The sequence below is a fragment of the Ruegeria sp. BJ3 genome (assembly GCF_056535665.1).
In genome coordinates this window covers 253,422-279,843 of sequence record NZ_JBQFIT010000001.1, presented here as the reverse complement: position 1 = coordinate 279,843, position 26,422 = coordinate 253,422, and the positions used below count along the sequence as shown (strand labels likewise).

Here is a 26,422-nt window from a genome sequence, read left to right as displayed (position 1 = left end):
CGGCAAGGTGCATCATGGGACGCAAACGCAAGGGTCGTGACATTTCCGGTTGGCTGGTGGTCGACAAGCCCGCGGGCATGACCTCGACCGCCGTGGTCAACAAGGTCCGCTGGGCACTGGACGCCAAGAAGGCGGGCCATGCCGGCACGCTCGACCCCGAAGCCACCGGCGTTCTGGCCGTGGCCCTGGGCGAGGCCACCAAGACCGTTCCCTACATCACCGATGCGCTCAAGGCCTATACCTTTACCGTGCGGCTGGGTCAGGCCACCAATACCGACGATGCCGAGGGAGAAGTGATCGCGGAAAGCGACCTGCGCCCCACCGACGACGAGATCAAGCAGGCCCTGCTGCCCTTCGTGGGCGAGATCATGCAGGTGCCGCCCAAGTTCTCGGCGGTCAAGATCGAGGGCCAGCGCGCCTACAAGCTGGCCCGCGACGGCGAGAATGTCGAACTGGCCGCCCGCCCCCTGTGGGTCGAGGAACTGGTGCTGGTCGACCGGCCCGATCCCGACCATGTCGTTCTGGAAATGACCTGCGGTAAGGGCGGCTATGTCCGCTCGATCGCCCGCGACCTGGGTGAGGCGTTGGGCTGTTATGGCCACGTCAAGGAGCTGCGCCGGATCTGGTCCGGCCCGTTCGAGGCCGAGGACGGGCTGAGCATCGAGCAGATCGACGCGATGGCGAAAATCCCGGCGCTGGATGACTACCTGCGCCCGCTGGAACAAGGGCTGGCCGACCTGCCCGAGTTGAAATGCACCCCCGAAGGCGCCACCCGCCTGCGCAACGGCAACCCCGGCATGGTTCTGGCCAGCGACGTGGAATACGGCGACGAGGCCTGGGCCTCGTTCGACGGCAAGGCCGTGGCGGTAGGGGTCTACAAATCCGGTGAGTTGCACCCCAGCCGGGTGTTCGCCGGCTAGGTCCCGTGCTAAGCGAAGGCGCATGATCACCCGGTCCCACACCAAGGGCGACGCGCCCTCGACAGCCGTCTATTCCGACTGCGAACGCTATCGCTACAGCCTGACCCGCATCTGGGAGCCGGCCGGGCGCCGGGCCTTATTCGTGATGCTGAACCCCTCGACCGCGACCGAGGTTCAGAATGACCCGACCGTCGAGCGCTGCGAGCGGCGCGCGCGGGCTTTGGGCTTCGGGGCGTTCCAGGTGACCAACATCTTTGCCTGGCGCGACACCGACCCGCGCAAGATGCGTGCCGCAGTCGATCCGGTGGGGCCGGAAAACGACGCCGCCATCCTGGCCGGCGTGGACTGGGCCGATCAGGTGATCGCCGCCTGGGGCACCCATGGCGCGCATCTGGATCGCGGTCCGGCGGTCGAGAGTCTGCTGCGCGGCACCGGCCAGCCGCTGTTCCACCTTGGGCTCAGCAAGGCAGGCCATCCCAAGCATCCGCTCTACATCGCGTATACCCAGCAACCCGAACCGTGGGACCGGTGACAAAGGGTTAACCACAGACTCAGGTTGGCTTTGACCAACCCTTTGGCGGCATGGGATATTTCACACTCGGGGCGGCACGCTTTCGGAGGGTTCCCATGTTTCTGCTCGGATTGTTCGGTCTGGCCGCAATGGGCGGCGCAGCATACGCGATCAGCGACGTATTCTCGGGGGATGAGGACGAGGACAACGACGATGTCATCGAGGAAGATGCCGTCGAAGACATTCCCGAAGGAAATCTGCTTGAGATTGACGATTCTTTCGAAGACCCAGCCGAGGCCGAGGATGCGTCCCACGGAATCATACTCTCGGACGTGGACGGAAACCTGGTCATCGCCGGAGGGCCGGGTGTGGATGTTCTGAGCGGGGCCGAGGGCAACGATCAGATCAACGGCTATGATGGCGATGACATTATCGATGGTGGCGCCGGAGATGATACGTTGTTCGGCGCGGACGGGGATGACACGCTAAACGGAAACACTGGCGATGATATTCTGCACGGTGGCAACGGTCACGATGACCTCTCGGGGAATGCCGGTGACGACATATTGTACGGCCATGCTGGCGACGACCAGTTGGTTGGTGGCGAAGGCGATGACGATCTGTACGGCGGTCAGGGCAACGATAACCTTGCCGGTGGTGAGGGCGAAGACGCGCTGCAAGGCGGCGACGGTGAAGACATGCTCGCCGGCGGCGCAGGGGAAGACAGGCTGTTCGGCGGTGATGGCGACGACACTCTGTCCGGACAGGACGATGGCGACACGCCCGCCAGCGATTTTCTGAACGGCGGCGCAGGGGACGACACGATCCTGGCAGGCGCCGGAGATGTCGTCACCGGCGGTCAGGGAGCGGACCAGATCGCCATCAACGGAACGGTCACGGGGAAGGAAGTCAGCGTCGTGGATTTCACCCCCGGAGAAGACAAGCTGCTGATCGAATGGAACGGCCCTGACACGCCCGATATCGGGATCGAACACGACGCGGACAACGCCGATCTGACGCGCGTTCTGGTCAACGGGCGTGAGGTGGCCTATCTGTTCGGCGCCCAAGGTCTTGGGCCCGAGGATATTCAACTGACTCCGGGTCTGGACCCGACCCTGACCAGCCCCATGGGCTGAGATACGCAGAATCCCTTTGCCATTTATTCCGATTGCGCCTATACGCGCCCATCCGCATCGGAATCGGTGCGGTTTTCTCCATGGGCCTGTGCTGGACGACATCCCGGCCTGCGCCATCAACTCTAACCTTCGAAGGAGACCCCGATGTCGATCACTGCTGAAGAAAAAGCACGCGTCATGAAAGAATTCGCAACCAAGGACGGCGACACCGGTTCGCCGGAAGTCCAGGTTGCTATCCTGACCTCGCGCATCAACACCCTGACCGAGCACTTCAAGACCCACAAGAAAGACAACCACGGCCGCCGTGGTCTTCTGAAGATGGTCGCCCAGCGCCGCAAGCTGCTGGACTACCTGAAGGGCAAGGAAGAAGCGCGCTACCAGGACCTGATCAAAAAGCTGGGCATCCGCCGCTAAGCGCGGAATACACCGCTTTCAAGTTCGAGACGCCCGCCATATGGCGGGCGTTTTTTGTCAGAGGAGCGCGGTGTTCAATCCAGCGCGTTCTTGTAGACCACACCGTCTTTCATGATCAGGTCGAAGTTTTCGTGTGGGTCGGCAACCAGATCGATGTCTTCTAGCGGGTTGCCATCCACAAAGATCAAATCGGCACAAGCGCCTTCTGTAATCTGGCCCAGCGGTCATTGCTGATAGGGATGCCGGGGGCCGGACAATTCCAGCAGTTCGGCATTGGTCGAAGTGGCCATCTGCGAAACCTCGTAAGGAAAATACCACCGCTGCAGCTTGGCAAGAAACGCGCCCTGCCGCTCGGCCAATTTCGGGTCGAACAGGATGTCGGTCCCGAAGGCGGTTTTGACCCCCACTTCCTTTGCGGTCTTGTAGGTGAAATCGGTGCCGTCGGTCACGTCGATCCACTTCTGTTGGCTGACGGGGTCATCAAAGGAAAACCCGTCTTCGTCATCCAGTAACGGTTGCACGGACAGCCACACGTCATTCTCACGTATCATTTCCATCGTCTCACGGCTCATGAGGAAGCCATGTTCGATGGATTTCACACCGGCCTCAATCGCGATGCGCGCAGCATCGTCGGTGAACAGATGAGAGGCAACATAGGTGTTGTAGGTGTCGGCCACTTCGACAAAGGCTTCGATTTCATCCTTTGTGTATTGGCGAACGTCCAGCGGGTCGTATGTGGACGACACACCGCCCCCGCCAGAAATCTTTAGCTGCGTGGCCCCCAATACGCATGACTTCTCGGGCCCGCTTGGTCACTTCTGGGACGCCGTCTGCCTGCATCATCAGACCAACGCTGTACCAATACCACAAAGCATCGCCTTCGTTTGTCGGCACCGCCTGATAAGGGCGGTAGTCAAAATGCCCGCCCGTCTGCGTGATCGGCGGACCGGACGGCAAGATTCGCGGACCGGGGATTTCGCCGGCGTCGATCATCTTCTTGATGGCGAAGGAATTGCCGCCAACATCACGGACGCTGGTGAATCCCCGCATCAGAGTGCCTTCGGACCCCAAAGCGCCACGGATTGCCACACCCAGAATATCATCGGTCACAACCGAACTTTGCGGGCTGCAGCAATAATGGGTGTGCCAGTGCACATCGATGAGGCCTGGGATCAGGGTGTGCCCACCGCCGTCGATCACCGTTGCTCCTTCGGCCGAGATCGGGTCTGTCGACACAGCCGCAATCAGGTTGCCCTCGATCAGAACATTCGCGTTTTCGATGCGCCCGTCGTTGACGCCATCAAATACATGCACATTGGTGATCAGGGTCTGAGCCGGGTCTTGCTGCGCGGAAACCGAGGTGGCGGCAAGCAGCGCCACTAGAAGATGAATTCGCATAAAGTATCTCCTGTCAAACACCGTCATCTTAGCAAATAATCCGATTTGTAAATGCGGAATTTCACTCAAAAACATGCATCCTGAACGTATCCTCGAAACAGCCGAAAGGCGTACAGAATGATAGCTCTGATCCTCAATGCCTACCGTCTGCTCAAGGCGATCGTCCGATCGTGGGATGATCCGCATTTTCGGGGCGGTTTGCTGCTATGTATTCTTATTCTTCTGTCCGGGACGCTGTTCTACAGCAGCGTCGAGGGCTGGCATTGGGTGGACGCGCTTTATTTCAGCGCGACCACTCTGTCGACGGTCGGGTTCGGCGATCTGTCCCCGGCGACCAAGATCGGCAAGGTCTTCACCGTGATCTACATTTTCGTTGGGGTCGGCGTGTTCATCGCAATGTTCATTCAATTTGCGAAAGCTTTGTTGCGAGATCCTGAATAGAGACTTCCGACCCGGGTCAAACCTTCGGAACTTACAGCTGGGTCCGGTTAAAGCGAAAAAACACCCGCCAATTGGCGGGCGTTCATAGGCCGTCGAGGGCGGCTCAAATCTTGGCGCGCTCAGACTTCAGCGCCAGCCACAGGCAGTAGCACATGATCAGCACCACAAGCGTGAACGGGATGCCGGTTGACACCGCCGCCCCTTGCAGCGCGGCAAGCCCGCCACCCAGCAGCAGCGCGATCGCGACCAGACCTTCCAGCGTGCACCAGAACACACGCTGCACCACCGGTGCGTCCATCTTGCCGCCGGCGGTGATCGTATCGATCACCAGAGACCCCGAGTCGGACGAGGTGACAAAGAAGACCACGATCAGAATCAGCGCGATCGGAGCCACGATGCCGTAGAGCGGAAGCTCTTTCAGGAAGCCGAACAGCGCGCCTTCGGGGGCATAGCTGTCGATCACCGTGGCCTTGACGCCCTCGGCGCCGCCGACGTTCAGCATATCGATGGCCGCGCCACCAAAGGTGGACATCCACAGCGCGCAGACCGCTGTCGGCGCCAGCAGCGCACAAATCACGAATTCACGCACCGTGCGCCCCTTGGAGATGCGGGCAATGAACATGCCCACGAAAGGCGACCACGCGATCCACCAGGCCCAGTAGAAGGTTGTCCAACCGTGGAAGAAGCTGGTGTCTTCCCGCCCGAACGGGTTCGACAAAGCCGGCAGCAGCCTGACGTAATCGGTCATCACGCTGAAATAGCGCGAGATCGCCGTGCCGATCCCGGTCACTGCGATCACGAACAGGAACAGGCCCACGGCCATGATCATGTTGATCTCGCTGAGCCGCTTCACGCCCGCGTCCATGCCCATCAGCACCGAGCCCAGCGCGATCATCGTGATACCGATGATCAGCAAGACGACGACGGTTGGGCTGGGTTCGATGCCGAACACCTCGTAGAGACCGGCGGCAACCTGTTGCGCGCCCAGCCCCAGCGATGTGGTCAGGCCGAACAGGGTGGCAAACACCGCCAGCGTGTCGATCGCATGGCCCCACCAGCCCCAGACACGCTCGCCCAGCAACGGGTAGAAGGCCGAGCGCAGGGTCAATGGCAGGCCGAGATTGTAGCTGAAGATCGCGAGGCTCAGGCCCACGGCGGCGTAGACCGCCCAGCCCTCCAGCCCCCAGTGGTGGATGGTACCTACAACACCAATGTATTCATTGCCCGGCACCGCGATGTCGATGCCCAAAGGACGGGCGCCGCCATCCTCGGCGAAATTGTAGTAGACCGGCTCTAACACGCCGAAAAACAGCAATCCGATGCCGATCCCGGCCGCGAACATCATCGCAATCCAGCCGGCGTAGGAGTAATCGGGCTTGGCGTCTTTGCCGCCGATGCGCACCTTGCCCACCGGCAGAACGATCAAGGCCAGGCAGAACAGCGTGATTGCATCCACGGACAGGACGAGGAACCAGTCGAAGGTGCTGGTCAGCCACGGCCGCAGCCAACCGAAGAACGTTGCTGCGGCCTCTTGATTGGCGAGAGCGATCAGCACGAAGGCAAAGATCAGGATGCTTGAGATAAGAAAAACCGGGTTGTGAATATCCAGCCCGAATGGGCGAACATTGTCCTGCCCCAGCTCGTATTCCGTTTCGAAATCATAGATCCGCGGATCCGGATCCAGCATTTTCTTGGTCTGAGACATGTGGCCGTCCCTTTCGTTCGCGCGAATTGCAAACGCCAAGGTATTCGGCCGTCGGACGACAGTGAGTAGTCTTACCCCCTTGGCGCCTTTTCGTCGTCTGGACCGCGGGTTCCGTGGTAAGAGGCTACACTGCAATCACTTTTTCACAAAATGCATTCGCCTACGGGAATATGTCTGCGCATGGCCAGCGATGGCCTGACCGAGGTCGAGAGGACGGGGTCGCATTAGTTTCGCGGCTTTCCTACCACCGTCGCAGCCCGGAGTTTCTCTCCAGCCTCTGCCGCGCCGATTTCCGATCTGCATATCCTCGATGACGAGCGATGGTCCTGTTTGCGAGCGGGTGCACGCCAGATGCTATGCGGGCTTACGCATCGGAACGTTCGCGGTGTCGGCTGACGCAAAGGCGAACCACGGCAGATGCAGGACCGTGTGCCTTCTGCGGCCTTATCCCTTTCAATCCGACGCAATCTCATGTATGCGCGCGGTATCTGAGACGTTGTGCCCTGACCCCGGCACTCGAATGGAAGATAAATTGGGGTCGGCGGCAATGGGGCCGCCACGCAAAACGGGAGACCCGCAGGGGCGGGAGTGCTCCCATCTAGGATACGCATATGTTTGATGTAACGAAGAAATCGATGCAGTGGGGCGAGGAAACGCTCACACTGGAAACCGGCAAGGTTGCCCGTCAGGCTGACGGCAGCGTGATTGCCACGCTGGGCGAAACCAGCGTCATGGCCAACGTGACCTTTGCCCGGGAACAGAAGCCCGGTCAGGACTTTTTCCCGCTGACCGTGCACTATCAGGAAAAATACTATGCCGCCGGCAAGGTGCCGGGTGGCTTCTTCAAGCGCGAGGCCCGTCCGACCGAGAAAGAGACGCTGACCGCGCGCCTGATCGACCGTCCGATCCGTCCGCTGTTCGTTGACGGGTTCAAGAACGAAGTTCTGGTGATGTGCACCGTACTGAGCCACGATCTGGTCAACGACCCCGACATCGTGGCGATGATCGCCGCATCGGCGGCCCTGACCATCTCGGGCGCGCCCTTCCGCGGCCCGATCGCCGGTGCCCGCGTTGGTTTCGTGGATGGCGAGTACGTCCTGAACCCGACCGTGGACGACATGCAGGACCTGCGCCTGAACCCCGAACAGCGTTTGGATCTGGTTGTGGCCGGCACCAAAGACGCCGTGATGATGGTGGAGTCGGAAGCCTACGAGCTGACCGAAGCCGAGATGCTGGGCGCCGTGACCTTCGCGCACGAACAGATCCAGCCGGTGATCGACCTGATCATCTCGCTGGCCGAAGACGCCGCGAAAGAGCCCTTTGCCTTCGAAGCCCCCGACTACTCGGAGCTGTACGCTGCCGTGAAAGCTGCCGGTGAAGAGCAGATGCGTGCCGCATTCGCAATCACCGACAAGCAAGAGCGCACCGCAGCTGTCGCCGCCGCGCGCGAGGCCATCAAGGCCGCTTTGACCGAAGAGCAGCTTGAGGACTCGAACCTGGGTTCGGCGATGAAAAAGCTCGAAGCCAGCATCCTGCGCGGCGACGTGGTGAAGGGCGGCAAGCGGATCGACGGTCGTTCGACCACCGACGTGCGCCCGATCGTGGCCGAAACCGGCCTGCTGCCGCGGACCCATGGTTCGGCCCTGTTCACCCGAGGTGAAACCCAGGCGCTGGCCGTGACCACGCTGGGCACTGGTGACGACGAGCAATTCATCGACGCGCTGCACGGCAACTTCAAATCGAACTTCCTGCTGCACTACAACTTCCCGCCCTACTCGGTCGGCGAAGTGGGCCGCGTCGGTTCGCCCGGTCGCCGCGAAATCGGCCACGGCAAACTGGCATGGCGCGCCCTGCAGGCGGTTCTGCCGGCTCCGACCGATTTCCCCTACACCATCCGCGTGGTGTCCGAGATCACCGAGTCGAACGGCTCGTCCTCGATGGCATCGGTCTGCGGCGGTTCGCTGTCGATGATGGATGCGGGCGTTCCGCTCAAGGCTCCGGTGGCCGGTGTGGCCATGGGTCTGATCCTGGAAGACGACGGCGACTATGCCGTTCTGACCGACATCCTGGGTGACGAAGACCACCTGGGCGACATGGACTTCAAGGTTGCGGGTACCGAAAACGGCATCACCTCGCTGCAGATGGACATCAAGGTCGCGGGCATCACGCCCGAGATCATGGAAAAAGCCCTGGCTCAGGCCAAGGACGGCCGTCTGCACATCCTGAACGAGATGAGCAAGGCGCTGAGCGAGACTGCCGAGTTCTCGATCCACGCACCGCGCATCGAGACCATGCAGATCCCGACCGACAAGATCCGCGAAGTGATCGGCTCGGGCGGCAAGGTGATCCGCGAGATCGTGGAAACCAGCGGCGCCAAGGTCGACATCAACGATGACGGCATCATCAAGATCGCATCGCCCGATGGTGAGTCGATCAAGAAAGCCTACGAGATGATCCACTCGATCGTGGCTGAGCCGGAAGAAGGTCAGATCTATACCGGCAAGGTCGTGAAGATCGTCGATTTCGGCGCCTTCGTGAACTTCTTCGGCAAGCGTGACGGTCTGGTCCACGTGTCTCAGATCGAAAACCGTCGCCTGAACCACCCTTCGGACGTTCTGAAGGAAGGCCAGGAAGTGAAGGTCAAACTTCTGGGCTTCGACGATCGCGGCAAGGTCCGCCTGTCGATGAAATGCGTCGATCAGGAAACCGGCGAAGAGATCGTGCCCGAGAAGAAAGAAAAGAAAGAGGAAGGCGCGGAATAATCCGCCCTGCCCCTTGCTTGATCCAAGACCCCGGTTCCGGCCGGGGTCTTTTTTGTTTTACCGAGGCCTTTCCCGGGCGGCGCCCCTGTTCTATGCACGACACCATGCGATCCTTCGTCATCCATATGTCCTCCAGCACCGCGCGCCGACCCAATGCCGAGCAGCTCTGCGCCGACCTGCCCAATGCCGAACTGATCGAAGCGGTCAACGGGCGCGATCCGGCGCAGATTGCTGGGGTCACGCTGCACCCGGGCAACCTGCATCGCCCACGCTACCCGTTCACTCTGCGCCCGGCCGAGATCGGCGTCTTCGAAAGCCACCGCCGGATCTGGCGCAAGATGGTCGACGAAGGGATCGACCTGGCAATCACCGCCGAGGATGACCTGCGCGTCGATCCTGACCGGATGTCGGCGGCGCTGGATCTGCTACGCCCGATCGCGACCCCTGACCACTATATCCGCATCCCGGTCAAGCAGCGCGAAACCGCAGCCCAGACCCTCGCTGAGCATGACGGCCTTCGTCTGATCCTGCCCAAGGTCATCGGACTGCAATGCGTCTGCCAGGTGGTGGGCCGGAAGGCGGCGGAACGTCTGCTGGCGGCCACCGCCCGCATTGACCGCCCGGTGGACACCTTTCTGCAGATGCACTGGATCACGGGCCAGTCCGTCCACGCGCTGTTGGGCAGCGGCAACCAGGAAGTGGCCGGTGAAATCGGCGGCTCGACGATCCAGACGAAACCGCCGTTGACCGATAAGCTGACCCGCGAGTTCAAGCGCGCCGCCTATCGCGCGCAACTGCACCTGCATCCGCAGCGCCCCGCCTAGTCGGGCACCGCATCGCCCAGTTCCTCGACCAAGAAATCCATCGCCCGGCGCACCCGCAGCGGCAGATGACGCCGTTCAGGATAGACGATCCAACTCGCGCGGCTTGGATCTTCGAACCCCTGCAGTATCGGCTCCAGCTCAGGGGGGCGCTTCGCGCCCAGAAAAATCTCGGGCGCGTACATGACCCCCAGACCCTGCCGCGCGGCTGAAAGGATGGCGTGCGGGTTGTTTGCCTGCCACCGGCCATGCACCCGAACCTCGATCGGATCGCCCGAGCCGGGGTCGCTGAACACCCACCGGTCATTGTTGGTGACCAGGCACTGATGATGCCGCAGGTCGGCCGGATGGGTCGGCCTTCCGTGCCGGTCGAGATAGCCGCGCGCGGCCACGCAGACCATCCGTCGGGTTGCCAGACGTCGCGCGATCAGCCCGCTTTCGGTCAGCGTGCCATAGCGGATGGCAAAGTCGAAGCCTTCCTCGGTCAGGTTCAGAAGGCGCGAATTGAAGTCGATGGTGACCGAGAGCTTTGGGTGCAGGCTTGCGAACCGCGCCAAAGCGGGCGCCACGAACTGTTCAGCAAACGGCCCGGCGGCCGAAACGCGAATGCGCCCTGCGATCTGGGCCCGATCCCCTGCCGCCGACTGGTTCGCCTCTTCCAGACCCGCCACAAGCCCGGCCACCCGCGCGTGATAGTCGCGTCCGGCGTCGGTCAGGCGCACCACGCGGGTCGAACGCGCCAAAAGCTTGACGCCCAAACGATCCTCAAGCCGGGCGACCTGACGCGAGACATGACTGGCCGAAACCCCAAGCCGCCGGGCCGCAGCAGTGAAGCCCCCCGCCTCGACCACCATCAGGAATTCTTCCAGCCCGTCCCACAGCGCCATCTCGCAGCCTCATTATTACCTGTCAGCAATAATGCTTTGCCAAATCCGGCACTAATCAACAAGCGGCAACAGCCATATATCCCGTCACACAAGACACGGGCCGGGTGAACCGGCCGAACTAGGAGAAAACACATGGCTTCGACTGCAAAGAAAATTCTGGTCGTCCTGACATCGCATGACCAGCTGGGCGACACCGGAGAAAAGACCGGGTTCTGGCTCGAGGAGCTGGCCGCTCCGTATTACGTGTTCAAGGATGCCGAGGCGGAACTGACGCTGGCCTCGCCCAAAGGCGGGCAGCCGCCGCTGGACCCCAAAAGCAGCGCACCCGACAGCCAGACCGACGATACCCGCCGGTTCGAGGCCGACCCCGAAGCGACGGCAGCATTGGCCAACACGGTCAAACTGTCCGAGGTGAACGCCCAGGACTATGACGCGATCTTCTATCCCGGTGGGCACGGGCCGCTGTGGGACCTTGTGTCGGATGAGAAATCGATTGATCTGATCGAGGCGTTCTGGTCAGCGGGGAAACCGGTCAGCGCCGTGTGTCACGCCCCGATCGTTCTGGCGCACACCAAGGCCGCGGACGGGTCGCCGCTGGTCAAGGGTCGTACCGTCACCGGCTTCACGAATGAAGAAGAAGACGCCGTCGGCCTGACCGAAATCGTGCCGCTGCTGGTCGAGGATACGATGAAGGACCGGGGCGCACAGTTCAGCAAGTTGGAGCCGTTCCAACCTCACGCGGTGCAGGACGGCAAACTGATCACCGGGCAGAACCCGGCTTCGTCCGCTGCGGTTGCGAGGAAAGTGCTTGAGGCGTTTGAGGCCTGAGGACGTTCAATGCGGAACAGGGCGGGGCGTGATGCGCCCCGCCCCTTCTTTGCGTCAGCTCGGCGCTTTGGTCTTGCGCAGATAGGGGAAGATCGTCTCGAACTCGCCGAACTTCTCCTTGGCTTCGTCATTCGAAACCGACGGCGGGATGATTACGTCTTCGCCCGGCACCCAGTTGGCCGGGGTAGCCACGCCCTTGGCGCTCATTTGCAGGCCGTCCAGCGCGCGCAGGATCTCGGCAAAGTTTCGGCCCACGGTCATCGGATAGGTCATCGACAGTTTCAGCTGCTTGTCCGGCCCGATGATGAAGACCGAGCGCACCGTGGCGCTGTCTGCCGGCGTGCGGCCATCGGGCAGATATGCCTCGGCGGGCAGCATGTCGAAGGCCTTGGACACTGCCAGTCCGTCATCGGCGATGATCGGAAAGCCGGGGTTGGCCTTGCCATAGGCCTCGATGTCCTTCTTCCACTTCTTGTGGTCCTCAACCCCATCGACCGAAACACCGATCACCTTGGTGTTGCGCTTGGCCCATTCGTCGTTCAACTGCGCCACGGCCGAAAACTCGGTGGTGCAGACCGGAGTGAAGTCCTTGGGGTGCGAGAATAGGATCGCCCAGCTGTCGCCGATCCAGTCGTGGAACTGGATGGTGCCCTGGTCCGTTTCAGCGGTGAAATTGGGGACGGTATCGTTGATGCGCAAACCCATGATGCATCTCCTTTCCTGTGAAAACCCGAGTCGGTTGGTGCAAACCTAATCACTTTGCCCTCAGGTTAAACCATTGATGTGGCACAGGGGCAAAAAACGTGCGATCAATAATTTGATCAAATTTCCAGAATTGCCTTGCCCCAAGGGGGCCGCAGTGACAGAGTGCCCGGGAAAACCGACCGCGCGGTCGAATGAATGCGGATCAAGAGGACACGCCATGATCGAGAAACGCGATTTTTACATCAACGGCCAGTGGGTCGCCCCCAGCCAGCCCAATGATTTCCAAGTGATCGACCCCTCGACCGAGGAGTCCTGCACGGTGATCTCGCTGGGCGGTCAGGCCGATACCGACGCGGCCGTGGCGGCCGCCAAGGCGGCGCTGCCGGGCTGGATGGCCACCCCGGTCGAAGAGCGCATCGCGCTGGTGGAAAAGCTGATCGAGATCTACCCCACCCGCGCCGAAGACCTCGCGCAGGCGATGTCGATGGAGATGGGCGCGCCGATCGACATGTCGCGCACCCAGCAGGTGGGCGCCGGGATCTGGCACCTGAAGAATTTCATTCGAGCAGCCAAGAGTTTCCAGTTCGAGCGCCCCCTGGGCGATCATGCCCCCAATGACCGGATCATCTACGAGGCAGTCGGCGTCGCCGCGCTGATCACCCCGTGGAACTGGCCGATGAATCAGATCACGCTCAAGGTGGGCGCGGCGGCGATCGCGGGCTGCACCATGGTTCTGAAACCGTCCGAGCAAAGCCCGCTGAACGCGATGATCTTTGCCGAGATGATGCACGAGGCGGGCTTCCCGCCGGGTGTCTTCAACCTGGTGAACGGCGACGGCGTGGGCGTGGGTTCGCAACTGTCGGGGCATCCGGACGTCGACATGGTCAGCTTCACCGGCTCGACCCGTGCGGGCACGGCGATTTCCAAGAACGCCGCCGACACGCTGAAGAAGGTGCATCTGGAACTGGGCGGCAAGGGTGCCAACGTGATCTTTGCCGATGCCGATGACAAGGCGGTCAAGCGTGGCGTGCTGCACATGATGAACAACACCGGTCAGAGCTGCAACGCGCCCAGCCGGATGCTGGTGCAGCGCCCGATCTATGATCAAGCCGTGGAAACCGCGGCCGAGGTCGCCAATAAGGTCACCGTGGGCCCGGCGATGCAGGAAGGCCGCCATATCGGCCCCGTCGTGAACGAGCTGCAATGGACCAAGATCCAGGCCCTGATCACGAAAGGCATCGACGAGGGTGCGCGCCTGGTCGCCGGCGGTCCCGGTCGCCCCGAAGGGTTCAACAAAGGCTATTTCGTGCGCCCCACCGTGTTTGCCGACGCCAACAACCAGATGACCATCGCGCGCGAGGAGATCTTTGGCCCGGTCCTGACGATGATCCCCTTCGATACCGAGGAAGAGGCCATCGAGATCGCCAATGACACGCCATATGGCCTGACCAACTATGTTCAGACACAGGACGGCGCCCGCGCCAACCGCATGGCGCGCAAACTGCGCTCGGGCATGGTCGAGATGAACGGCCAATCGCGCGCTGCCGGGTCGCCCTTTGGCGGCATGAAACAGTCCGGCAACGGGCGCGAAGGCGGTGTCTGGGGGCTGGAGGACTTTTTGGAGGTCAAGGCCGTCAGCGGCTGGACCCCGGAATAACCCCGGCACAGGAAAGTTCAAAATGCGGGGCAAGGCGCGGACAGGCACCTTGCCCCGTTTGCGTCACGCCGGACGCACCACCAGTTGTGGCTCGCCGTTCGACGTATGGCGAGCTGACCGACCGTCCCAGCCGATCTGACCGCTGACGCGCTGGCGAAAGGCCGAGAAGCTGTCAAAGGTCACCACGTCGACCGGGGTGTCGAACTGCAGCGTGATCCGCCGCTGCGCGCCGTCGCCCAGCATCGTCAGGCCGCGGATTTCCCCGGTGAAGGGCTGGCCCAGATAGGTGCCCCGCACGCGGTCTCCGACCTTCAGGTGCAGCCGGTTTCCGGCCATCGCGTGCAACGTGTTCCAGTCGCGCGCGCCGTGCTGATGGGCGATCATCTCAAGCGATTGCGCATGGCTCAGGGCCACGCCGGCGCCACGCAGTTTCTCGCGCAGGCGTTTGGCCTGCACTTTCAGCTCGCCCACGGGGGCGATGGTTCGGATCTGTGTCATGTCTTGCCTCGTTTCCAGAAACGGGCGCGAGTATTGGACGGAGCTCGCCTTGCCATCCGCGCGCCGGGAAAGGGCAACAGATGTGGTTTGAACCGGGTTTCACCAAAGCCAAAGGGCCGCGAGCGGCAGGAGACCCGAACCTGCGCGCCTTTTGGCAGGCGCGAGACCCCAAGTCAATCAGGCATCGGCCTGCGCCGCCTCGTAGGCCAGCATGGCGCGTTTGACGGGCAACCCCCAGTGATAGCCGCCCAGCCCCCCCGATTTGCGCAGCGCGCGGTGGCAGGGGATCAGCCAACTGACCGGGTTGCGGCCCACCGCCGTGCCCACTGCCCGCACCGCCTGCGGCGTGCCCACGGCCTGCGCTATCTGGGAATAGGTCGTCACCTGGCCCGAGGGGATCTGCATCAGCGCCTCCCACACCTTGATCTGCAAGGGTGAGCCGATCAGGTACAACGGCGTAGGCTCCAGCCGGTCGCTGGCCGCGCCAAAGGCCGACAGGACCCACGGGCGCAGGCGCATCGGATCCTCGACATAGTCGGCCAAGGGCCAGCGCGACAGCATGTCCTGCATCGCGGCCTCTTCGCCGGTCTCGGCGGCAAAGGCCATGCCGCAGATGCCCTTGGCCGTGCCCATCACCAGCGCCGGGCCAAAAGGGCTTTCGAACCAGCCCCAATAGATGATCAGCCCCGCGCCCTTGCGGGCGTATTCGCCGGGGCTCATCGCCTCCCATTTCAGAAACAGGTCGTACAGGCGGCCGCTGCCGGACAGGCCGACGCTGTGCGCGGTCTCCAGCATGGTGAAGCGCTCGCGCAGCAGCGCCTTGGCATGGCCCAGCGTCAGATATTGCTGGTAGCGTTTCGGCGAAACGCCCGTCCAGCGCGAGAACAGGCGCTGGAAATGAGCGGGGCTCATGTCCATCTGGCGGGCCAATTCTTCCAACGACAGCGACTCGCCGCCCTGGTCGATCAGCTCGATCGCGCGTCGCATCACGTTGTAGTGGTAACCGGATTCGGATGTCTGGACGTTCATGGCATTCACCTTGCTGTGGCTTGCCCCATCCTAGCCGGGCCGGGCCCGACGGTGCGACCCGAAACTTGCGCATTGCCGGTGCAGCGGGCTTTGGGCTTGTCACCCGGCACCGCGGGCGGCATTAAGGCCCGGATGGCAAAGCAGCTTGATTATCACACGATCCGCGAGATCTTTACCCGGTTCCAGCAGGCCGACCCCGAACCCAAGGGCGAGCTTGAGCATGTGAACGTGTATACGTTAGTCGTCGCCGTGGCGCTGTCGGCGCAGGCAACCGATGCAGGCGTCAACAAGGCTACCCGCGCGCTCTTCAAGATCGCCGATACCCCGCAAAAGATGCTCGACCTCGGCGAAGAGGGGCTGATCGAGCACATCAAGACCATCGGCCTGTTCCGCCAGAAGGCCAAGAACGTCATAAAAATGTCGCGCATCCTAGTCGAGGAATACGGCGGCGAGGTCCCCAACTCGCGCGCCTCGCTGCAGTCGCTGCCGGGCGTCGGGCGCAAGACCGCGAACGTGGTTCTGAACATGTGGTGGCGATACCCGGCGCAGGCGGTCGACACGCATATCTTTCGCGTCGGCAACCGCACCGGCATCTGCCCCGGCAAGGACGTGGACGCCGTGGAACGCGCCATCGAAGACAATATCCCTGTGGACTTTCAGCTTCACGCCCATCACTGGCTGATCCTGCACGGCCGCTACCACTGCAAGGCGCGCAAACCGCAATGCGGCACCTGCCTGATCCGCGACCTGTGCCAATTCGAGGACAAGACCCTATGAAAACCTATCACCTGACCGGCATCGGCAACGCCGTTGTGGACGTCATCTCTCAGGCCGACGACAGCTTTCTCGAGATGATGGGGATCGAGAAGGGCATCATGCAGCTGATCGAGCGGGAACGCGGCGAGGTGCTGTATGCGGCCATGGAAAACCGGGTGCAGACCCCGGGCGGTTCGGTGGCCAACACCATCGCGGGCGCGGGTGCTCTGGGACTGGACGCGGCCTTCATCGGGCGAGTGCACGATGATGCGCTGGGCCGGTTCTACGCCGATGCGATGAACGAGGACGGCGTGGATTTCGTGAACCCGCCGGTGCCTGGGGGCGAGCTGCCGACCTCGCGCTCGATGATCTTCGTCTCACCCGATGGCGAACGGTCGATGAACACCTATCTGGGCATCTCGTCCGAACTGTCCTCGACGGACGTGCCGGCCGAGGTGGCGGGCAACAGCCAGATCATGTTCCTCGAGGGGTATCTGTTCGACAAGGAGAAGGGCAAAACCGCCTTCCTCGAGGCCGCGCGCGACTGCCGCAACGGGGGCGGCAAGACCGGCATCGCCATCTCCGACCCGTTCTGCGTCGAGCGTCACCGCACCGATTTCCTGCTGCTGATCGAACACGAGCTGGATTTCGTGATCGGCAACGAGGCCGAGATCAAATCCCTGTTCGAGACCGACGACCTGGAAGAGGCGCTGGCCAAGACCGCTGCGATCTGCCCGCTGGTGGTCTGCACCCGCTCGGGCGATGGGGTGACGGTTCTGCACGACGGCTCGCGCATCGATGTACCGGTCGAGAAAGTGGTGCCAGTGGACGCCACCGGCGCGGGCGACCAGTTCGCCGCCGGGTTCCTTTTCGGCATGGCGACGGGCCGCGACTATGAAACCTGCGCCAGAATAGGCAACGTCTGCGCCCGAGAAGTGATCAGCCATATCGGCCCGCGTCCCGAGGCGAACATGCTGGAACTGCTGCGGGACGAAGGGTTGGTTTGACGCGCGCAAGCGATTTGCCGCGTCGCAATGATGTTGGGACGAAGATTTTCGTGTGTTCGTAGTCCGGGACAGCGCTTGGGTTCAGGGAAAAATGAAGCCGCGCCGTGAAAAGTGAGCAAGGCAAGAAGCTCGAAGAACCAAGCCTTGCCAAAGCGACGCGACGCGCGAGCGAACCGCGACCAAGCAATCGCTCAAAGTGCGCCTCACAATTACCCCCCAAAGCAAGAGCCGCACCATCAAAACGCCCCTTCAGGGTGCAAAGCTGTTGGGTTAACTCACCCTTTACGTGAAAAACCATTCCAAACCACGAGATGAAATAAAAGATGACAATCAACAAAAAACCGAAAGAACCGCTGATGTATAAGAATTTTGGGAACAATCCGATAGCCCGATTTTTACGTATTTTGTTGCCATTTACGATATTAGTTGCATCGATCATTCTTTTTGCATTTCGAGAAACCGACAGCATATGGGATTGGGACGACCACCTCAGCGTTCTTGTGATACTTGCAGCACTCGTTGACCTATATTTTTCAGCGGCAGACTGGTACCACTATGGCGTCAAACGAACTGAGGAAGACGACTGGAATATTACCTACGTTCGGAATGCAATAGTGTTGCTACCCGGAGTTATCATTTTATTGTTTTTCATCGTCGGCCTCCCTCCTCTCCATGGGTGAAAAACTCCCAATCTGCCGGATACCCCTTGGAATATGCACCCATTGGTCTGCGGGCAGTGCCTATCGTTAGGCGGCGGTTACTTGATAACGATTCATTGTGTTCATTTACTGGTGTTTCGTTGTTTTCTGATAAGACAACCCCCAAACGCCTCCATCACACGCTCGTAGACCGCGCGCTTGAAGGGCACGATCTCGGCAATCAGGCGGTCGGGGTCCTGTCATTTCCAGCGGTTGAACTCGCGGCCGTTTCGATGTCGGCCGGATCGTCGCGGCCGGATACCAACGTGCTGGAGATGTTGCAGAAAGAAGGGTTGGTCTGAGGCAGAACCTACTTCCTCGGTTCGTTCGCGATCACGGTGGTCAAGGTGCGTGTCGTTCGGCTTCGGGTGATTGCGATCCCTCCAAGAACCAAAGCGCAGGCTATGGCTTGGGGCGCCGTGATTGCTTCGCCAAAAGCAACAAATCCGACCACGAACATCGTTGGCAATTCTATGCTTCCGACGACCGCGGTTTGGGAGGCGCCGATCAACGGCGAGCAGATCGTGTAGATGAGCTGTGGCACAAGCGCCGTGACCAGGCCAATTCCGACGATCAAGATCCAGTCGGATTGCCCCTCCGGGAGCAGCTGTCGCACATCGGCACTCAGCATCAGCGGCAAGAGCCCAAGAACCGATCCCACGGAAACCGAGGCTATGCGCGCAAGCGGCGCGATGCGGGACAGCCTGTGGACCAAAACACAAATACCGAAACCAAAGCCGAACGGGGCCGCCAGTGCCGCTAAAAGAGTAGGTATGTGTTGTGGGGACACGGATGCGGGCGAACCAGCAATGATTGCCGCCAGAACGATAAGGCCAGAAGCGAGCAAGGCGCGCCGCGTGGGTGCATCAGAGAAAAGCGCCCAAGCAATGACCAATGTAAAAACCGGATAGGTCATGTAGAGCACGCCCACGGTTGACGCGGGCAAGGCCTCCAAAGCCGTCACGTATCCAATCCACCCAAGTCCCATCACGGCTCCTGCCGAAAGGCCCCAACAAATCTCGCGCCAAGCTTTGCGGTGCATGACGATAACGGGCAGCAGCAGAATTGCCGCGACGATGTAGCGGTAGAATGCGACGGCATAGGGTGCGACGCCCTGCTGCGTCAGCCCTCTGCTGAAATAGGGCACCAGCCCAAAGCAGATCGACGCGAAAAGAACGCCTGCAACCGCAAGCGCATAGGGAATAGCCGGTCCGGTTTGTGTTGAGGTCTTTGCCATGAACAAGGGCTAGCACAGGTTCGCGAAATCCATAACAGAGTTCCATGGACTAGGCACCTTGTCCGCAACCCGGAACCCGCTTGATCGAGTTCTAGTTCACCCCAAATACCCCCTGAAAGCCTCCATCGCCCGCTCGTAGACTTCGCGTTTGAATGGCACGATCTCGGCGATCAGGCGGTTGGGGTCCTGCCATTTCCAGCGGGTGAACTCAGGGTGGTCCGTCTGAATATTGATCTGGTCGTCTTCCCCCAGGAACCGCAACAGGAACCATTTCTGCTCTTGCCCACGGAAGCGGCCCTTCCAGATCTTGGGTACGATGTCATGCGGCAGGTCGTAGGGCAGCCAGTCGTCGGTCTCGGCCACGATTTCCACGAGGTCGGGGGTGACGCCGATTTCCTCCTGCAACTCGCGTAGCGCCGCCGCGCGCGGGGTCTCGCCTTCGTCCACGCCACCTTGGGGCATCTGCCAGGCGTCCTCGAACCGGTCATTGCGCTGGCCGACGAAAATCTGACCCTGATCGTTCATCAGCATCAGGCCGACGCAGGGGCGATAGGGCAGTTTGGCGATCTGTTCTGGGGTCATGGGCGGGCCTCGTAATGTGGTTGGCCAAGCTGTAGCAACTGGCAAAGCGGCGGCAAAGGGGGTGACGTCAGGTTTCGCGTGACACCGGCGCGGTGCGGCGCGATTGTCAGCCCCGAATTGAGGGAGAGTTTCAAGATGACTGCGTACCCGAACCTGCTGGCCCCGCTGGATCTGGGCTTTACCACGTTGAAGAACCGGGTCCTGATGGGCTCGATGCATACCGGGCTGGAAGAAACCGGCGACTGGAACCGGGTGGCCGAGTTCTATGCCTCGCGCGCACGTGGCGGCGTGGCGCTGATGGTGACGGGCGGCATCGGGCCGAACCTCGAAGGCTCGGTTTTGCCCGGCGCTGCGATGATGGCCAGCGACAAGGACGTGGCGAACCACTCGGTCGTTACCGACCGGGTGCATCAGGCGGGCGGCAAGATCGCCATGCAGATCCTGCATGCGGGGCGCTATGCCTATGGCCCGAAATGCGTGGCGCCCAGCCCGGTGAAGTCGCCGATCTCGCCCTTCCCGCCCAACGAGCTGGACGAGGAAGGCATCGAGAAGCAGATCGGCGACATCGTCAACGCCGCCGTGCTGGCGCAGAAGGCCGGCTATGACGGGGTCGAGATCATGGGGTCCGAGGGGTATTTCCTGAACCAGTTCCTGGTGACCCACACCAACAAGCGCACCGACCGCTGGGGCGGGTCCTATGAGAACCGGATGCGCCTGCCTCTGGAAGTGGTGCGCCGCACGCGCGAGGCGGTTGGGACCGATTTCATCATCATCTACCGCCTGTCGATGATCGACCTTGTGCCCAATGGCTCGACCCATGAAGAGGTGGTGCAGCTGGCGCAAGCAGTCGAAAAGGCCGGGGCGACAATCATCAACACCGGCATCGGCTGGCACGAGGCGCGGATTCCGACCATCGCCACCTCGGTGCCGCGCGCGGCCTTTGCCTGGGTGACGAAGAAACTGATGGGCAAGGTGGGGATTCCGGTCATCACCTCGAACCGGATCAACACGCCCGAAGTGGCCGAAGAAGTGCTGTCGACCGGCTGCGCCGACATGGTCTCGTTGGCGCGGCCGATGCTGGCGGATGCGGATTTCGTGGCCAAGGCGATGGCTGGCGAGTCGGCCAAGATCGCACCCTGCATCGCCTGCAACCAGGCCTGCCTGGATCACACCTTCAGCGGCAAGTTGACCTCCTGCCTGGTAAACCCGCGCGCCTGCCACGAGACCGAGCTGGTGATCGAAAAGGCCGCCGCGCCCAAGCGCGTGGCCATCGTGGGCGCGGGTCCGGCGGGCCTGTCCACGGCGATGACGGCGGCGGAACGCGGCCATGACGTGACCGTGTTCGACAAGGCCGACGAGATCGGCGGCCAGCTGAACATGGCCAAGCAGGTGCCGGGCAAGGAAGAGTTCTGGGGCTTGGTGGACTGGTATCGCACCATGCTCGACAGCCTTGGCGTCAAGGTGGAACTGGGCCGCGCGGTTGGCGCCGACGATCTGGCCGGGTTCGACGAGGTGGTGATCGCCACCGGCGTCAACCCGCGCGACCCGCAGATCCCCGGCGAGGACCGCGACAATGTCGTGAACTATATCGACGTGCTGCGCGACAAGGCCCCGGTGGGCAAATCGGTGGCCGTGATCGGCGCCGGCGGCATCGGCTTCGACGTGTCGGAATACCTGCTCGAGGAAGGCCACTCGCCCACCACCGACCTGCCCTTGTGGATGAAGGAATGGGGCGTCGCCGACCCTGAACAACACCGCTCGGGCCTGGCGCCCGAAGGCCCGCAGCCCGAGGCGCCCAAGCGGCAGGTCACGCTGCTTCAACGCAAGAAGCAGGCGCATGGCAAGGGGCTGGGCAAGACGACCGGCTGGATCCACCGCGCGACGCTGAAGATGAAGGACGTGAACTTCGTGGGCGGCGTGAACTATGAGCGCATCGACGACGAGGGGCTACATGTCTCATTCGGAGAAGAGCGCGCGGACCCGACGGTTATCAAAGCCGAAACGATTGTCCTTTGTGCCGGACAGGTGCCCGAGCGGTCGTTGGCCGATGCACTGATCGAACGCGGGATCACCCCGCATGTGATCGGCGGCGCGGATGTGGCCGCGGAACTGGATGCCAAGCGGGCGATCAACCAGGGCACGCGGCTGGCCGCCGCACTCTAGGGAAGACCCGTTCCGTCCACTTCCCCAAGGCGAGAACACTCAGACAAAAGAAAGCCACCCGAGCGATGCCCGGGTGGCTTCTTAGAGTGTTGAGCCAGTTCCGCGCCCTATACGGAAAAAGTTAGACCTGTCTCGTCCTCGAACCGTGCCAAATATTCCTGGTAATCCCGAAAGGCGCGGCGCAGCAGAATCTGTGACGCTGGCTTCGCGCGCCAGGGCTTCTTGCCTCCGATATAGTGCCACATCTTCGGGTTCCGGCTTGCCTGTTTCAGTTGGTTCCGAAATTCGGCAGAGGTATGCCGGAATTTCGGACTGTGCGCGTCGTACCAAATCTGCGGTCGCGTGTTCCATTGCTGAGGGAGTCTGAGCCACTGGCCGGCGAAAATCTGGTTCATCCGATCCTGCTCGGGCAGGTCGTGGATATGCGGGATCAGCTTGTCGAAATTGCCCAGCTCCTTGCCCGCGGGTGAATTCCGGATCGCTTCGCAATCCATCAGAAGGATGCCCGCGTTGAAGTAATTCTCGCCGGGCAGAAAGCCCAACCGGATGCTGCGCAAAACGCGCGTCACCGACTTTTGGTGTTCGTGCCCCGGCCTCAGAACACTCTGAAGGGATGGGCGCAGAAAGCGGCCTTCGCCCAACGTGACCAATCCCATGTCGACACAGGCCCCGATCCCGTGGCCATTCATGTCGAGCTCCTGCAACTCGCAGACATCGCCCAGCACAAGAGTGTCGGCGTCAATGAACAGACACCGGCCCGAAAAGAAGTCATGCAGAAACAACGGCAGCAGCGTGATTTTCGGGTATTTCGTCTTGAACTGAGAAAATCGGCCGAGCGTCTCGGACTGAAACTCCCGGTAGCGGACCGTGCCGTTGCCGACGGCGCGGTCCAGCTGGTCGACGGCTGCGATGTCTTGTGCGGTGAAATCCTGACCGAAAATGGTAACGTCAACAGACCGGCTGGCGTTCTTGACCACGGAATAGGCCGACAGCAATGCGGGATACAGAAAGTTCCGATCGACCCCAAAAACAACGTTCATTCAAATACCATGGCTCCGCCCCCGATCGGGATCGTGTATAGGCGAGGCAAGCACATGTAATCAAACCGAAACCGTCCCGCCGCTGTTGGCGGGTTCGACCCGGCGCTGCGGTTGGTCGGTACGGGTTACTCCACGGTGATCGTTATCACCTCGGAAACGATCGGCGTCGCGTGAGGCACATGACCCGCATCGCCCAGGACCAGTTGCAACGTGTGCGTCCCGGGGGCAAGCTCCAACGTGACTTCGGTCTGACCACCGCCAAAGTGCAGGTGGTTGTCATCAGCCGGCAGTCCATAGGCCAGTTCGTCGGCCCCGTCCTCACCCTGACCCAATGGGGGACGGTCGATCAGCAAATGGTGATGGCCGGTGTTTTCCTTTTCGGTCCCGGCTGGCGCAACACCCATACCGCGGAGGCCAAAGACCACCGTCACCGGCGACGTTACCGTGTCGCCGTCCGACAGGTTGACGAAATAGACCTCAGCGTCCGGGTTCGATGGCGTCTCCCCTCCGGCCCAGGCCAAGGGGGCAAACAGGCAAAAAATAGTTGCTAGAATGGCTTTCATGATCTCCTCCCTGGTCACAAAAATGCCATTCTGACTTTAGCACGTCGGGAGAAATTACCAGAAAAGAACACGCAAACAGGGGGCGGATGCAGGAGGGAAACCACTGTTTCCGCGTTTCCGAAGCGCAAACGATCCGATTCAAAACCCTGATATTATCCCATGTCTGCCCAGTTTCCGCCCAGATTGGAGGCGATGGTCGGTCAACGAACAGACGACCTGGGGAACGAGAATGGACCGACTGACAGAAATGGAGGCCTTCGCCAACGTGGTGGACCAAGGTGGTTTCACCGACGCGGCCAAAAAGATGGGCATTTCCAAATCAGCCGTGTCAAAGCACGTGTCGAGCTTGGAGGCCCGCTTGGGCGCGCGTTTGCTGAACCGCACGACGCGCCGCGTGTCGCCGACCGAGATCGGGCTGGCCTATTACGACCGCGCACGCCGTGTGCTTAATGATGCAGGCGAAGCCGACGCGCTGGTGACGTCGATGCAATCGGCGCCTTCAGGTCTGCTGCGCATCAGTGTGGCTACTGATTTCGGGGTGAACCACCTGTCGCCCGTTCTGTCCGGTTTCCTGGCGGCCTATCCCGACATCACCGTGAACATGGTCTTGAACAATCGCTATGTCGAGCTGATTTCCGAAGGGTTCGACGTGGCCGTGCGTATCGGCGAACTGGAAGACAGCACCCTGCGCGCGCGCAAGCTGACCGAAACGGTCAAACGCATGGTTGCGGCCCCCAGCTATATCGAGAAGTTCGGGCGCCCGGCAAAGATCGATGACCTCAACGAACACAAGCTGCTGCATTACTCCAGCCAGTCCTCGGGCAACGTCTGGAAGTTGACTGCGCCCTCGGGCGAAAAGAGGCAGGTGCGCACGGCCGGTTGGCTGAGCGTGAACGACGGACAATCCCTGTTGAATGCGGCGATCTCGGGCCTCGGAATCGCTTATCTGCCCAGCTATCTTTACGCGGACGCGCTGAAATCCGGCCAGGTGGTCGACGCGATGCCATCGTTGCCGGACGAGGTTCAGGGCGTCTATGCGGTGTACCCGCCGGGCCGGTTCACCCAGCCCAAGGTGCGGGCGTTCATTGATTTCCTTGTCGAGTCCTTTGCCGAAAAAGGTCCGATGGATTGGTAAGACCTCCCAGTGAAGACTGACCGGCCCGCGCAAATTGCGCGGGCTTTTTTTCGTAGTCAGTTCAACAGCAGAACAGCCTCGACCCGGCGGTTCTGTTCGCGCCCTTCCGGGGTGGCGTTCGAAACGATCGGGGCGAGGTAGCCGACACCCTGCGCCTGCACGCGGTCCTCGGCCACTCCATGTGCCTCAATCAATCGCGCACGGACAGCCTGGGCGCGGCGTGTGCTGACCTCGATATTGGCCTGCAGGTCGCCTGTGTCGTCGGTGTGCCCAACCAGCGCCAGCCGTGCGCCGGGGGTCTCGGCCAGGTAGCCGGCCAGCAGGCCCAGCGACTCGAACGGCCCGGCCCCCAAGGCAACCTCGCCCGTCTCAAAGCTGAGATCGCCGAGTATCACGTGACCATCCCGCACCAGGCTGGCAACCAGCCCGTTGCTGCCAATCACCGTTTCCTCGACCACCAGCGGCGGTGGGGTCTGACCCTTCGGAGTGACGCGGATCATCTGCACATACCCGTCGGGCTGGTTTCGGCTGATCAGCAAGGTCAGGGCTTCGGCTCCACGAGTGGCTGACAGAAATCGATAATCATTGATTGCGACATACATGTCGGGCGTCGGCACCACCTCGGTTCCAAAGCGGAAGTCGAACCCGCCGCAAGTGCGGGCCTCACATTCAAAAGCGATCTCGAAACCCTGCGCCTTGAGCTGATCCCGCAGCGGGTCGAGGATCTGCAGCGTCGTACTGGAACCGGCCTGCAGCCGCCATGTGGTGCGCTCGATCCGGCCTTCGACCGTGCGCGCGGGAACGGCGTTGTCTGCAAACGGGCCGGTCGGCAATTGGTAGCTGTCCAACGGGCTGACGCGCTGGCTGATTTGTCGCGCGCTCGCCGGCAGCGACAGGTCCTGCGCCGCCACAGGACCCGCGATCAGACAGAAAAGAAGGACAGTAAATCGGATCATCGAAACTGCGCGTGATACTCGTCATTGGGCACCATCGCCGTGGCACTGGCGACCCGGTTGGACATGTTGAAGAAGCCCGCAACGTTTGCGATGTCCCAGATGTCGCGGTCGGTGAACCCCGCATCGCGCAGGCGCTGGCGGTCCGGTTCCTCGATCTCGGCGCTGGCTGTGGTCATCTTGGCGGCGAAATCAAGCATCGCGCGCTGGCGGTCGTCCAGAGGCGCCACTCGGTAGTTCATCACCAGCATTTCACCCAGCTTGGGATCACCTGACAGCTGACGCACGGCGGCACCATGGGCCACCAGGCAATAGAAGCACCGGTTGATCGACGAGACCACGACCGCGATCATCTCACGTTCCAGCTTGCTGAGCCCGCTGTCCGCCAGCATCAGGTCATTATACATGCCCGTGAACGCGTTCAGCTTGTCGATGTCAAAGGCATTTGCCTTCAGCACGTTGGGGACCATGCCCAGCTTCTCGACGCAGATATCGAAGTACTTCTGAGTCTCGGGCGGCAGCGGATCCACCATTGGCAGGTCAAGCGCGGTGGGCATGTCTCGATCGGTCACGTCT

28 protein-coding genes are annotated in these 26,422 nt (G+C 61.6%); 15 read left to right on the top strand and 13 right to left on the bottom strand.

What is annotated here, in order from left to right:
* Positions 1-14 precede the first annotated feature (14 nt).
* The 4 genes from truB to rpsO all read left to right on the top strand — a co-directional run bounded on the left by truB (position 15) and on the right by rpsO (position 2,981).
* Positions 15-920, top strand: coding sequence for a tRNA pseudouridine(55) synthase TruB (gene truB / locus ACR3EL_RS01395; protein WP_170341101.1), 906 nt, complete (start codon positions 15-17; stop codon positions 918-920).
* Positions 921-942: 22 nt separating this feature from the next.
* On the top strand, positions 943-1,452 hold the full coding sequence (locus ACR3EL_RS01390; RefSeq protein ID WP_170341100.1) for a DUF1643 domain-containing protein: 510 nt from the start codon (positions 943-945) through the stop codon (positions 1,450-1,452).
* Between the two features lie 95 nt (positions 1,453-1,547).
* The gene (locus ACR3EL_RS01385; RefSeq protein WP_480720133.1) at positions 1,548-2,567 is read left to right on the top strand and encodes a calcium-binding protein; all 1,020 of its coding nucleotides are present in this window, start codon (positions 1,548-1,550) and stop codon (positions 2,565-2,567) included.
* Positions 2,568-2,711: 144 nt separating this feature from the next.
* Positions 2,712-2,981, top strand: a complete 270-nt coding sequence (gene rpsO / locus ACR3EL_RS01380; RefSeq protein WP_005980247.1) for a 30S ribosomal protein S15 — start codon at positions 2,712-2,714, stop codon at positions 2,979-2,981.
* A 224-nt stretch (positions 2,982-3,205) separates the two neighbouring features.
* Here the strand turns inward: rpsO and ACR3EL_RS01375 are convergent, their stop codons facing one another.
* Together ACR3EL_RS01375 and ACR3EL_RS01370 are read right to left on the bottom strand one after the other, a co-directional pair.
* Positions 3,206-3,727 (bottom strand): amidohydrolase family protein, encoded by a 522-nt coding sequence (locus ACR3EL_RS01375; protein ID WP_367646657.1) that lies wholly within the window; start codon positions 3,725-3,727, stop codon positions 3,206-3,208.
* Positions 3,678-4,454 (bottom strand): amidohydrolase family protein, encoded by a 777-nt coding sequence (locus ACR3EL_RS01370; RefSeq protein WP_480720130.1) that lies wholly within the window; start codon positions 4,452-4,454, stop codon positions 3,678-3,680. Before ACR3EL_RS01370 ends, ACR3EL_RS01375 begins: the two co-directional genes overlap by 50 nt.
* A 42-nt stretch (positions 4,455-4,496) precedes the next feature.
* On the opposite strand from ACR3EL_RS01370, the gene ACR3EL_RS01365 reads away from it, so the two are divergent.
* Entirely contained in the window at positions 4,497-4,820 is a 324-nt protein-coding gene (locus tag ACR3EL_RS01365; protein ID WP_170341097.1) for a potassium channel family protein, read from the top strand.
* Between the two features lie 103 nt (positions 4,821-4,923).
* On the opposite strand, the gene ACR3EL_RS01360 is transcribed toward ACR3EL_RS01365, so the two are convergent.
* Complete coding sequence (locus tag ACR3EL_RS01360) at positions 4,924-6,525, bottom strand: BCCT family transporter (protein ID WP_170341096.1); 1,602 nt, start codon at positions 6,523-6,525, stop codon at positions 4,924-4,926.
* A 611-nt stretch (positions 6,526-7,136) separates the two neighbouring features.
* Here ACR3EL_RS01360 and pnp point away from each other — a divergent pair.
* Together pnp and ACR3EL_RS01350 are read left to right on the top strand one after the other, a co-directional pair.
* Complete coding sequence (pnp, locus tag ACR3EL_RS01355; protein WP_170341993.1) at positions 7,137-9,287, top strand: polyribonucleotide nucleotidyltransferase; 2,151 nt, start codon at positions 7,137-7,139, stop codon at positions 9,285-9,287.
* Positions 9,288-9,379: 92 nt separating this feature from the next.
* A complete protein-coding gene (locus ACR3EL_RS01350; protein ID WP_480720126.1) occupies positions 9,380-10,111 on the top strand; it encodes a glycosyltransferase family 25 protein in 732 nt (243 codons plus the stop codon).
* Here the strand turns inward: ACR3EL_RS01350 and ACR3EL_RS01345 are convergent.
* A complete protein-coding gene (locus ACR3EL_RS01345; RefSeq protein ID WP_480720124.1) occupies positions 10,108-10,995 on the bottom strand; it encodes a LysR family transcriptional regulator in 888 nt (295 codons plus the stop codon). The two genes, ACR3EL_RS01350 and ACR3EL_RS01345, sit on opposite strands and share 4 nt — an antisense overlap.
* 132 nt (positions 10,996-11,127) lie before the next feature.
* Here ACR3EL_RS01345 and ACR3EL_RS01340 point away from each other — a divergent pair, with 132 nt between their 5' ends.
* Positions 11,128-11,823: a type 1 glutamine amidotransferase domain-containing protein gene (locus tag ACR3EL_RS01340; protein ID WP_480720123.1), complete on the top strand. Its 696-nt coding sequence runs from the start codon at positions 11,128-11,130 to the stop codon at positions 11,821-11,823.
* 54 nt (positions 11,824-11,877) lie between these two features.
* On the opposite strand, the gene ACR3EL_RS01335 is transcribed toward ACR3EL_RS01340, so the two are convergent.
* Positions 11,878-12,528, bottom strand: coding sequence for a peroxiredoxin (locus tag ACR3EL_RS01335; RefSeq protein WP_093964131.1), 651 nt, complete (start codon positions 12,526-12,528; stop codon positions 11,878-11,880).
* A gap of 217 nt (positions 12,529-12,745) precedes the next feature.
* Between ACR3EL_RS01335 and ACR3EL_RS01330 the strand changes: the two genes are divergently transcribed.
* The gene (locus ACR3EL_RS01330; RefSeq protein ID WP_170341089.1) at positions 12,746-14,185 is read left to right on the top strand and encodes an aldehyde dehydrogenase family protein; all 1,440 of its coding nucleotides are present in this window, start codon (positions 12,746-12,748) and stop codon (positions 14,183-14,185) included.
* A gap of 63 nt (positions 14,186-14,248) precedes the next feature.
* Here the strand turns inward: ACR3EL_RS01330 and ACR3EL_RS01325 are convergent, their stop codons facing one another.
* Both ACR3EL_RS01325 and ACR3EL_RS01320 read right to left on the bottom strand, forming a co-directional pair.
* On the bottom strand, positions 14,249-14,683 hold the full coding sequence (locus ACR3EL_RS01325; protein WP_170341087.1) for a glyoxalase superfamily protein: 435 nt from the start codon (positions 14,681-14,683) through the stop codon (positions 14,249-14,251).
* A gap of 177 nt (positions 14,684-14,860) precedes the next feature.
* Positions 14,861-15,712, bottom strand: coding sequence for a methylated-DNA--[protein]-cysteine S-methyltransferase (locus ACR3EL_RS01320; RefSeq protein WP_170341085.1), 852 nt, complete (start codon positions 15,710-15,712; stop codon positions 14,861-14,863).
* Positions 15,713-15,844: 132 nt separating this feature from the next.
* Here ACR3EL_RS01320 and nth point away from each other — a divergent pair, with 132 nt between their 5' ends.
* The 4 genes from nth (at position 15,845) to ACR3EL_RS01300 (ending at position 18,475) form a co-directional block, all read left to right on the top strand.
* On the top strand, positions 15,845-16,489 hold the full coding sequence (gene nth / locus ACR3EL_RS01315; protein WP_170341083.1) for an endonuclease III: 645 nt from the start codon (positions 15,845-15,847) through the stop codon (positions 16,487-16,489).
* A complete protein-coding gene (locus ACR3EL_RS01310; RefSeq protein ID WP_170341082.1) occupies positions 16,486-17,475 on the top strand; it encodes an adenosine kinase in 990 nt (329 codons plus the stop codon). Before nth ends, ACR3EL_RS01310 begins: the two co-directional genes overlap by 4 nt.
* A gap of 323 nt (positions 17,476-17,798) precedes the next feature.
* Positions 17,799-18,155, top strand: coding sequence for a hypothetical protein (locus ACR3EL_RS01305; RefSeq protein WP_170341080.1), 357 nt, complete (start codon positions 17,799-17,801; stop codon positions 18,153-18,155).
* A gap of 26 nt (positions 18,156-18,181) precedes the next feature.
* Positions 18,182-18,475 (top strand): hypothetical protein, encoded by a 294-nt coding sequence (locus ACR3EL_RS01300; RefSeq protein ID WP_170341079.1) that lies wholly within the window; start codon positions 18,182-18,184, stop codon positions 18,473-18,475.
* A gap of 8 nt (positions 18,476-18,483) precedes the next feature.
* On the opposite strand, the gene ACR3EL_RS01295 is transcribed toward ACR3EL_RS01300, so the two are convergent.
* On the bottom strand, positions 18,484-19,410 hold the full coding sequence (locus ACR3EL_RS01295) for a DMT family transporter (protein ID WP_480720119.1): 927 nt from the start codon (positions 19,408-19,410) through the stop codon (positions 18,484-18,486).
* A gap of 96 nt (positions 19,411-19,506) precedes the next feature.
* On the bottom strand, positions 19,507-19,992 hold the full coding sequence (locus ACR3EL_RS01290) for an RNA pyrophosphohydrolase (RefSeq protein WP_170341076.1): 486 nt from the start codon (positions 19,990-19,992) through the stop codon (positions 19,507-19,509).
* A gap of 135 nt (positions 19,993-20,127) precedes the next feature.
* Between ACR3EL_RS01290 and ACR3EL_RS01285 the strand changes: the two genes are divergently transcribed.
* Positions 20,128-22,155, top strand: a complete 2,028-nt coding sequence (locus tag ACR3EL_RS01285) for an FAD-dependent oxidoreductase (protein WP_480720117.1) — start codon at positions 20,128-20,130, stop codon at positions 22,153-22,155.
* A gap of 107 nt (positions 22,156-22,262) precedes the next feature.
* Here the strand turns inward: ACR3EL_RS01285 and ACR3EL_RS01280 are convergent, their stop codons facing one another.
* Both ACR3EL_RS01280 and ACR3EL_RS01275 read right to left on the bottom strand, forming a co-directional pair.
* A complete protein-coding gene (locus ACR3EL_RS01280; RefSeq protein WP_480720115.1) occupies positions 22,263-23,195 on the bottom strand; it encodes a glycosyltransferase family 8 protein in 933 nt (310 codons plus the stop codon).
* Between the two features lie 125 nt (positions 23,196-23,320).
* Positions 23,321-23,758, bottom strand: coding sequence for a DUF4399 domain-containing protein (locus ACR3EL_RS01275; RefSeq protein ID WP_170341071.1), 438 nt, complete (start codon positions 23,756-23,758; stop codon positions 23,321-23,323).
* Between the two features lie 229 nt (positions 23,759-23,987).
* Between ACR3EL_RS01275 and ACR3EL_RS01270 the strand changes: the two genes are divergently transcribed.
* Positions 23,988-24,893 (top strand): LysR family transcriptional regulator, encoded by a 906-nt coding sequence (locus ACR3EL_RS01270; RefSeq protein WP_093964122.1) that lies wholly within the window; start codon positions 23,988-23,990, stop codon positions 24,891-24,893.
* Between the two features lie 56 nt (positions 24,894-24,949).
* On the opposite strand, the gene ACR3EL_RS01265 is transcribed toward ACR3EL_RS01270, so the two are convergent.
* Complete coding sequence (locus tag ACR3EL_RS01265) at positions 24,950-25,849, bottom strand: OmpA family protein (protein ID WP_170341069.1); 900 nt, start codon at positions 25,847-25,849, stop codon at positions 24,950-24,952.
* Positions 25,846-26,418 carry a peroxidase-related enzyme gene (locus tag ACR3EL_RS01260; RefSeq protein ID WP_093964120.1) on the bottom strand — a complete coding sequence of 191 codons (573 nt, stop codon included), beginning with the start codon at positions 26,416-26,418 and terminating at the stop codon, positions 25,846-25,848. The genes ACR3EL_RS01265 and ACR3EL_RS01260 overlap by 4 nt, the downstream gene beginning before the upstream one ends.
* Positions 26,419-26,422 lie beyond the last annotated feature (4 nt).

Coding starts and splice junctions, on each gene's coding strand:
- ACR3EL_RS01295 (WP_480720119.1), bottom strand. CDS start 19,410: ATGGCAAAGACCTCAACACAAACCGGACCGGCTATTCCCTATGCGCTT.
- ACR3EL_RS01390 (WP_170341100.1), top strand. CDS start 943: ATGATCACCCGGTCCCACACCAAGGGCGACGCGCCCTCGACAGCCGTC.
- ACR3EL_RS01265 (WP_170341069.1), bottom strand. CDS start 25,849: ATGATCCGATTTACTGTCCTTCTTTTCTGTCTGATCGCGGGTCCTGTG.
- ACR3EL_RS01385 (WP_480720133.1), top strand. CDS start 1,548: ATGTTTCTGCTCGGATTGTTCGGTCTGGCCGCAATGGGCGGCGCAGCA.
- ACR3EL_RS01285 (WP_480720117.1), top strand. CDS start 20,128: ATGACTGCGTACCCGAACCTGCTGGCCCCGCTGGATCTGGGCTTTACC.
- ACR3EL_RS01345 (WP_480720124.1), bottom strand. CDS start 10,995: ATGGCGCTGTGGGACGGGCTGGAAGAATTCCTGATGGTGGTCGAGGCG.
- rpsO (WP_005980247.1), top strand. CDS start 2,712: ATGTCGATCACTGCTGAAGAAAAAGCACGCGTCATGAAAGAATTCGCA.
- ACR3EL_RS01290 (WP_170341076.1), bottom strand. CDS start 19,992: ATGACCCCAGAACAGATCGCCAAACTGCCCTATCGCCCCTGCGTCGGC.
- ACR3EL_RS01320 (WP_170341085.1), bottom strand. CDS start 15,712: ATGAACGTCCAGACATCCGAATCCGGTTACCACTACAACGTGATGCGA.
- ACR3EL_RS01310 (WP_170341082.1), top strand. CDS start 16,486: ATGAAAACCTATCACCTGACCGGCATCGGCAACGCCGTTGTGGACGTC.
- ACR3EL_RS01335 (WP_093964131.1), bottom strand. CDS start 12,528: ATGGGTTTGCGCATCAACGATACCGTCCCCAATTTCACCGCTGAAACG.
- ACR3EL_RS01280 (WP_480720115.1), bottom strand. CDS start 23,195: ATGAACGTTGTTTTTGGGGTCGATCGGAACTTTCTGTATCCCGCATTG.
- truB (WP_170341101.1), top strand. CDS start 15: ATGGGACGCAAACGCAAGGGTCGTGACATTTCCGGTTGGCTGGTGGTC.
- ACR3EL_RS01275 (WP_170341071.1), bottom strand. CDS start 23,758: ATGAAAGCCATTCTAGCAACTATTTTTTGCCTGTTTGCCCCCTTGGCC.
- ACR3EL_RS01305 (WP_170341080.1), top strand. CDS start 17,799: ATGACAATCAACAAAAAACCGAAAGAACCGCTGATGTATAAGAATTTT.
- ACR3EL_RS01330 (WP_170341089.1), top strand. CDS start 12,746: ATGATCGAGAAACGCGATTTTTACATCAACGGCCAGTGGGTCGCCCCC.
- nth (WP_170341083.1), top strand. CDS start 15,845: ATGGCAAAGCAGCTTGATTATCACACGATCCGCGAGATCTTTACCCGG.
- ACR3EL_RS01370 (WP_480720130.1), bottom strand. CDS start 4,454: ATGTTTTTGAGTGAAATTCCGCATTTACAAATCGGATTATTTGCTAAG.
- ACR3EL_RS01360 (WP_170341096.1), bottom strand. CDS start 6,525: ATGTCTCAGACCAAGAAAATGCTGGATCCGGATCCGCGGATCTATGAT.
- pnp (WP_170341993.1), top strand. CDS start 7,137: ATGTTTGATGTAACGAAGAAATCGATGCAGTGGGGCGAGGAAACGCTC.
- ACR3EL_RS01270 (WP_093964122.1), top strand. CDS start 23,988: ATGGACCGACTGACAGAAATGGAGGCCTTCGCCAACGTGGTGGACCAA.
- ACR3EL_RS01325 (WP_170341087.1), bottom strand. CDS start 14,683: ATGACACAGATCCGAACCATCGCCCCCGTGGGCGAGCTGAAAGTGCAG.
- ACR3EL_RS01365 (WP_170341097.1), top strand. CDS start 4,497: ATGATAGCTCTGATCCTCAATGCCTACCGTCTGCTCAAGGCGATCGTC.
- ACR3EL_RS01340 (WP_480720123.1), top strand. CDS start 11,128: ATGGCTTCGACTGCAAAGAAAATTCTGGTCGTCCTGACATCGCATGAC.
- ACR3EL_RS01350 (WP_480720126.1), top strand. CDS start 9,380: ATGCACGACACCATGCGATCCTTCGTCATCCATATGTCCTCCAGCACC.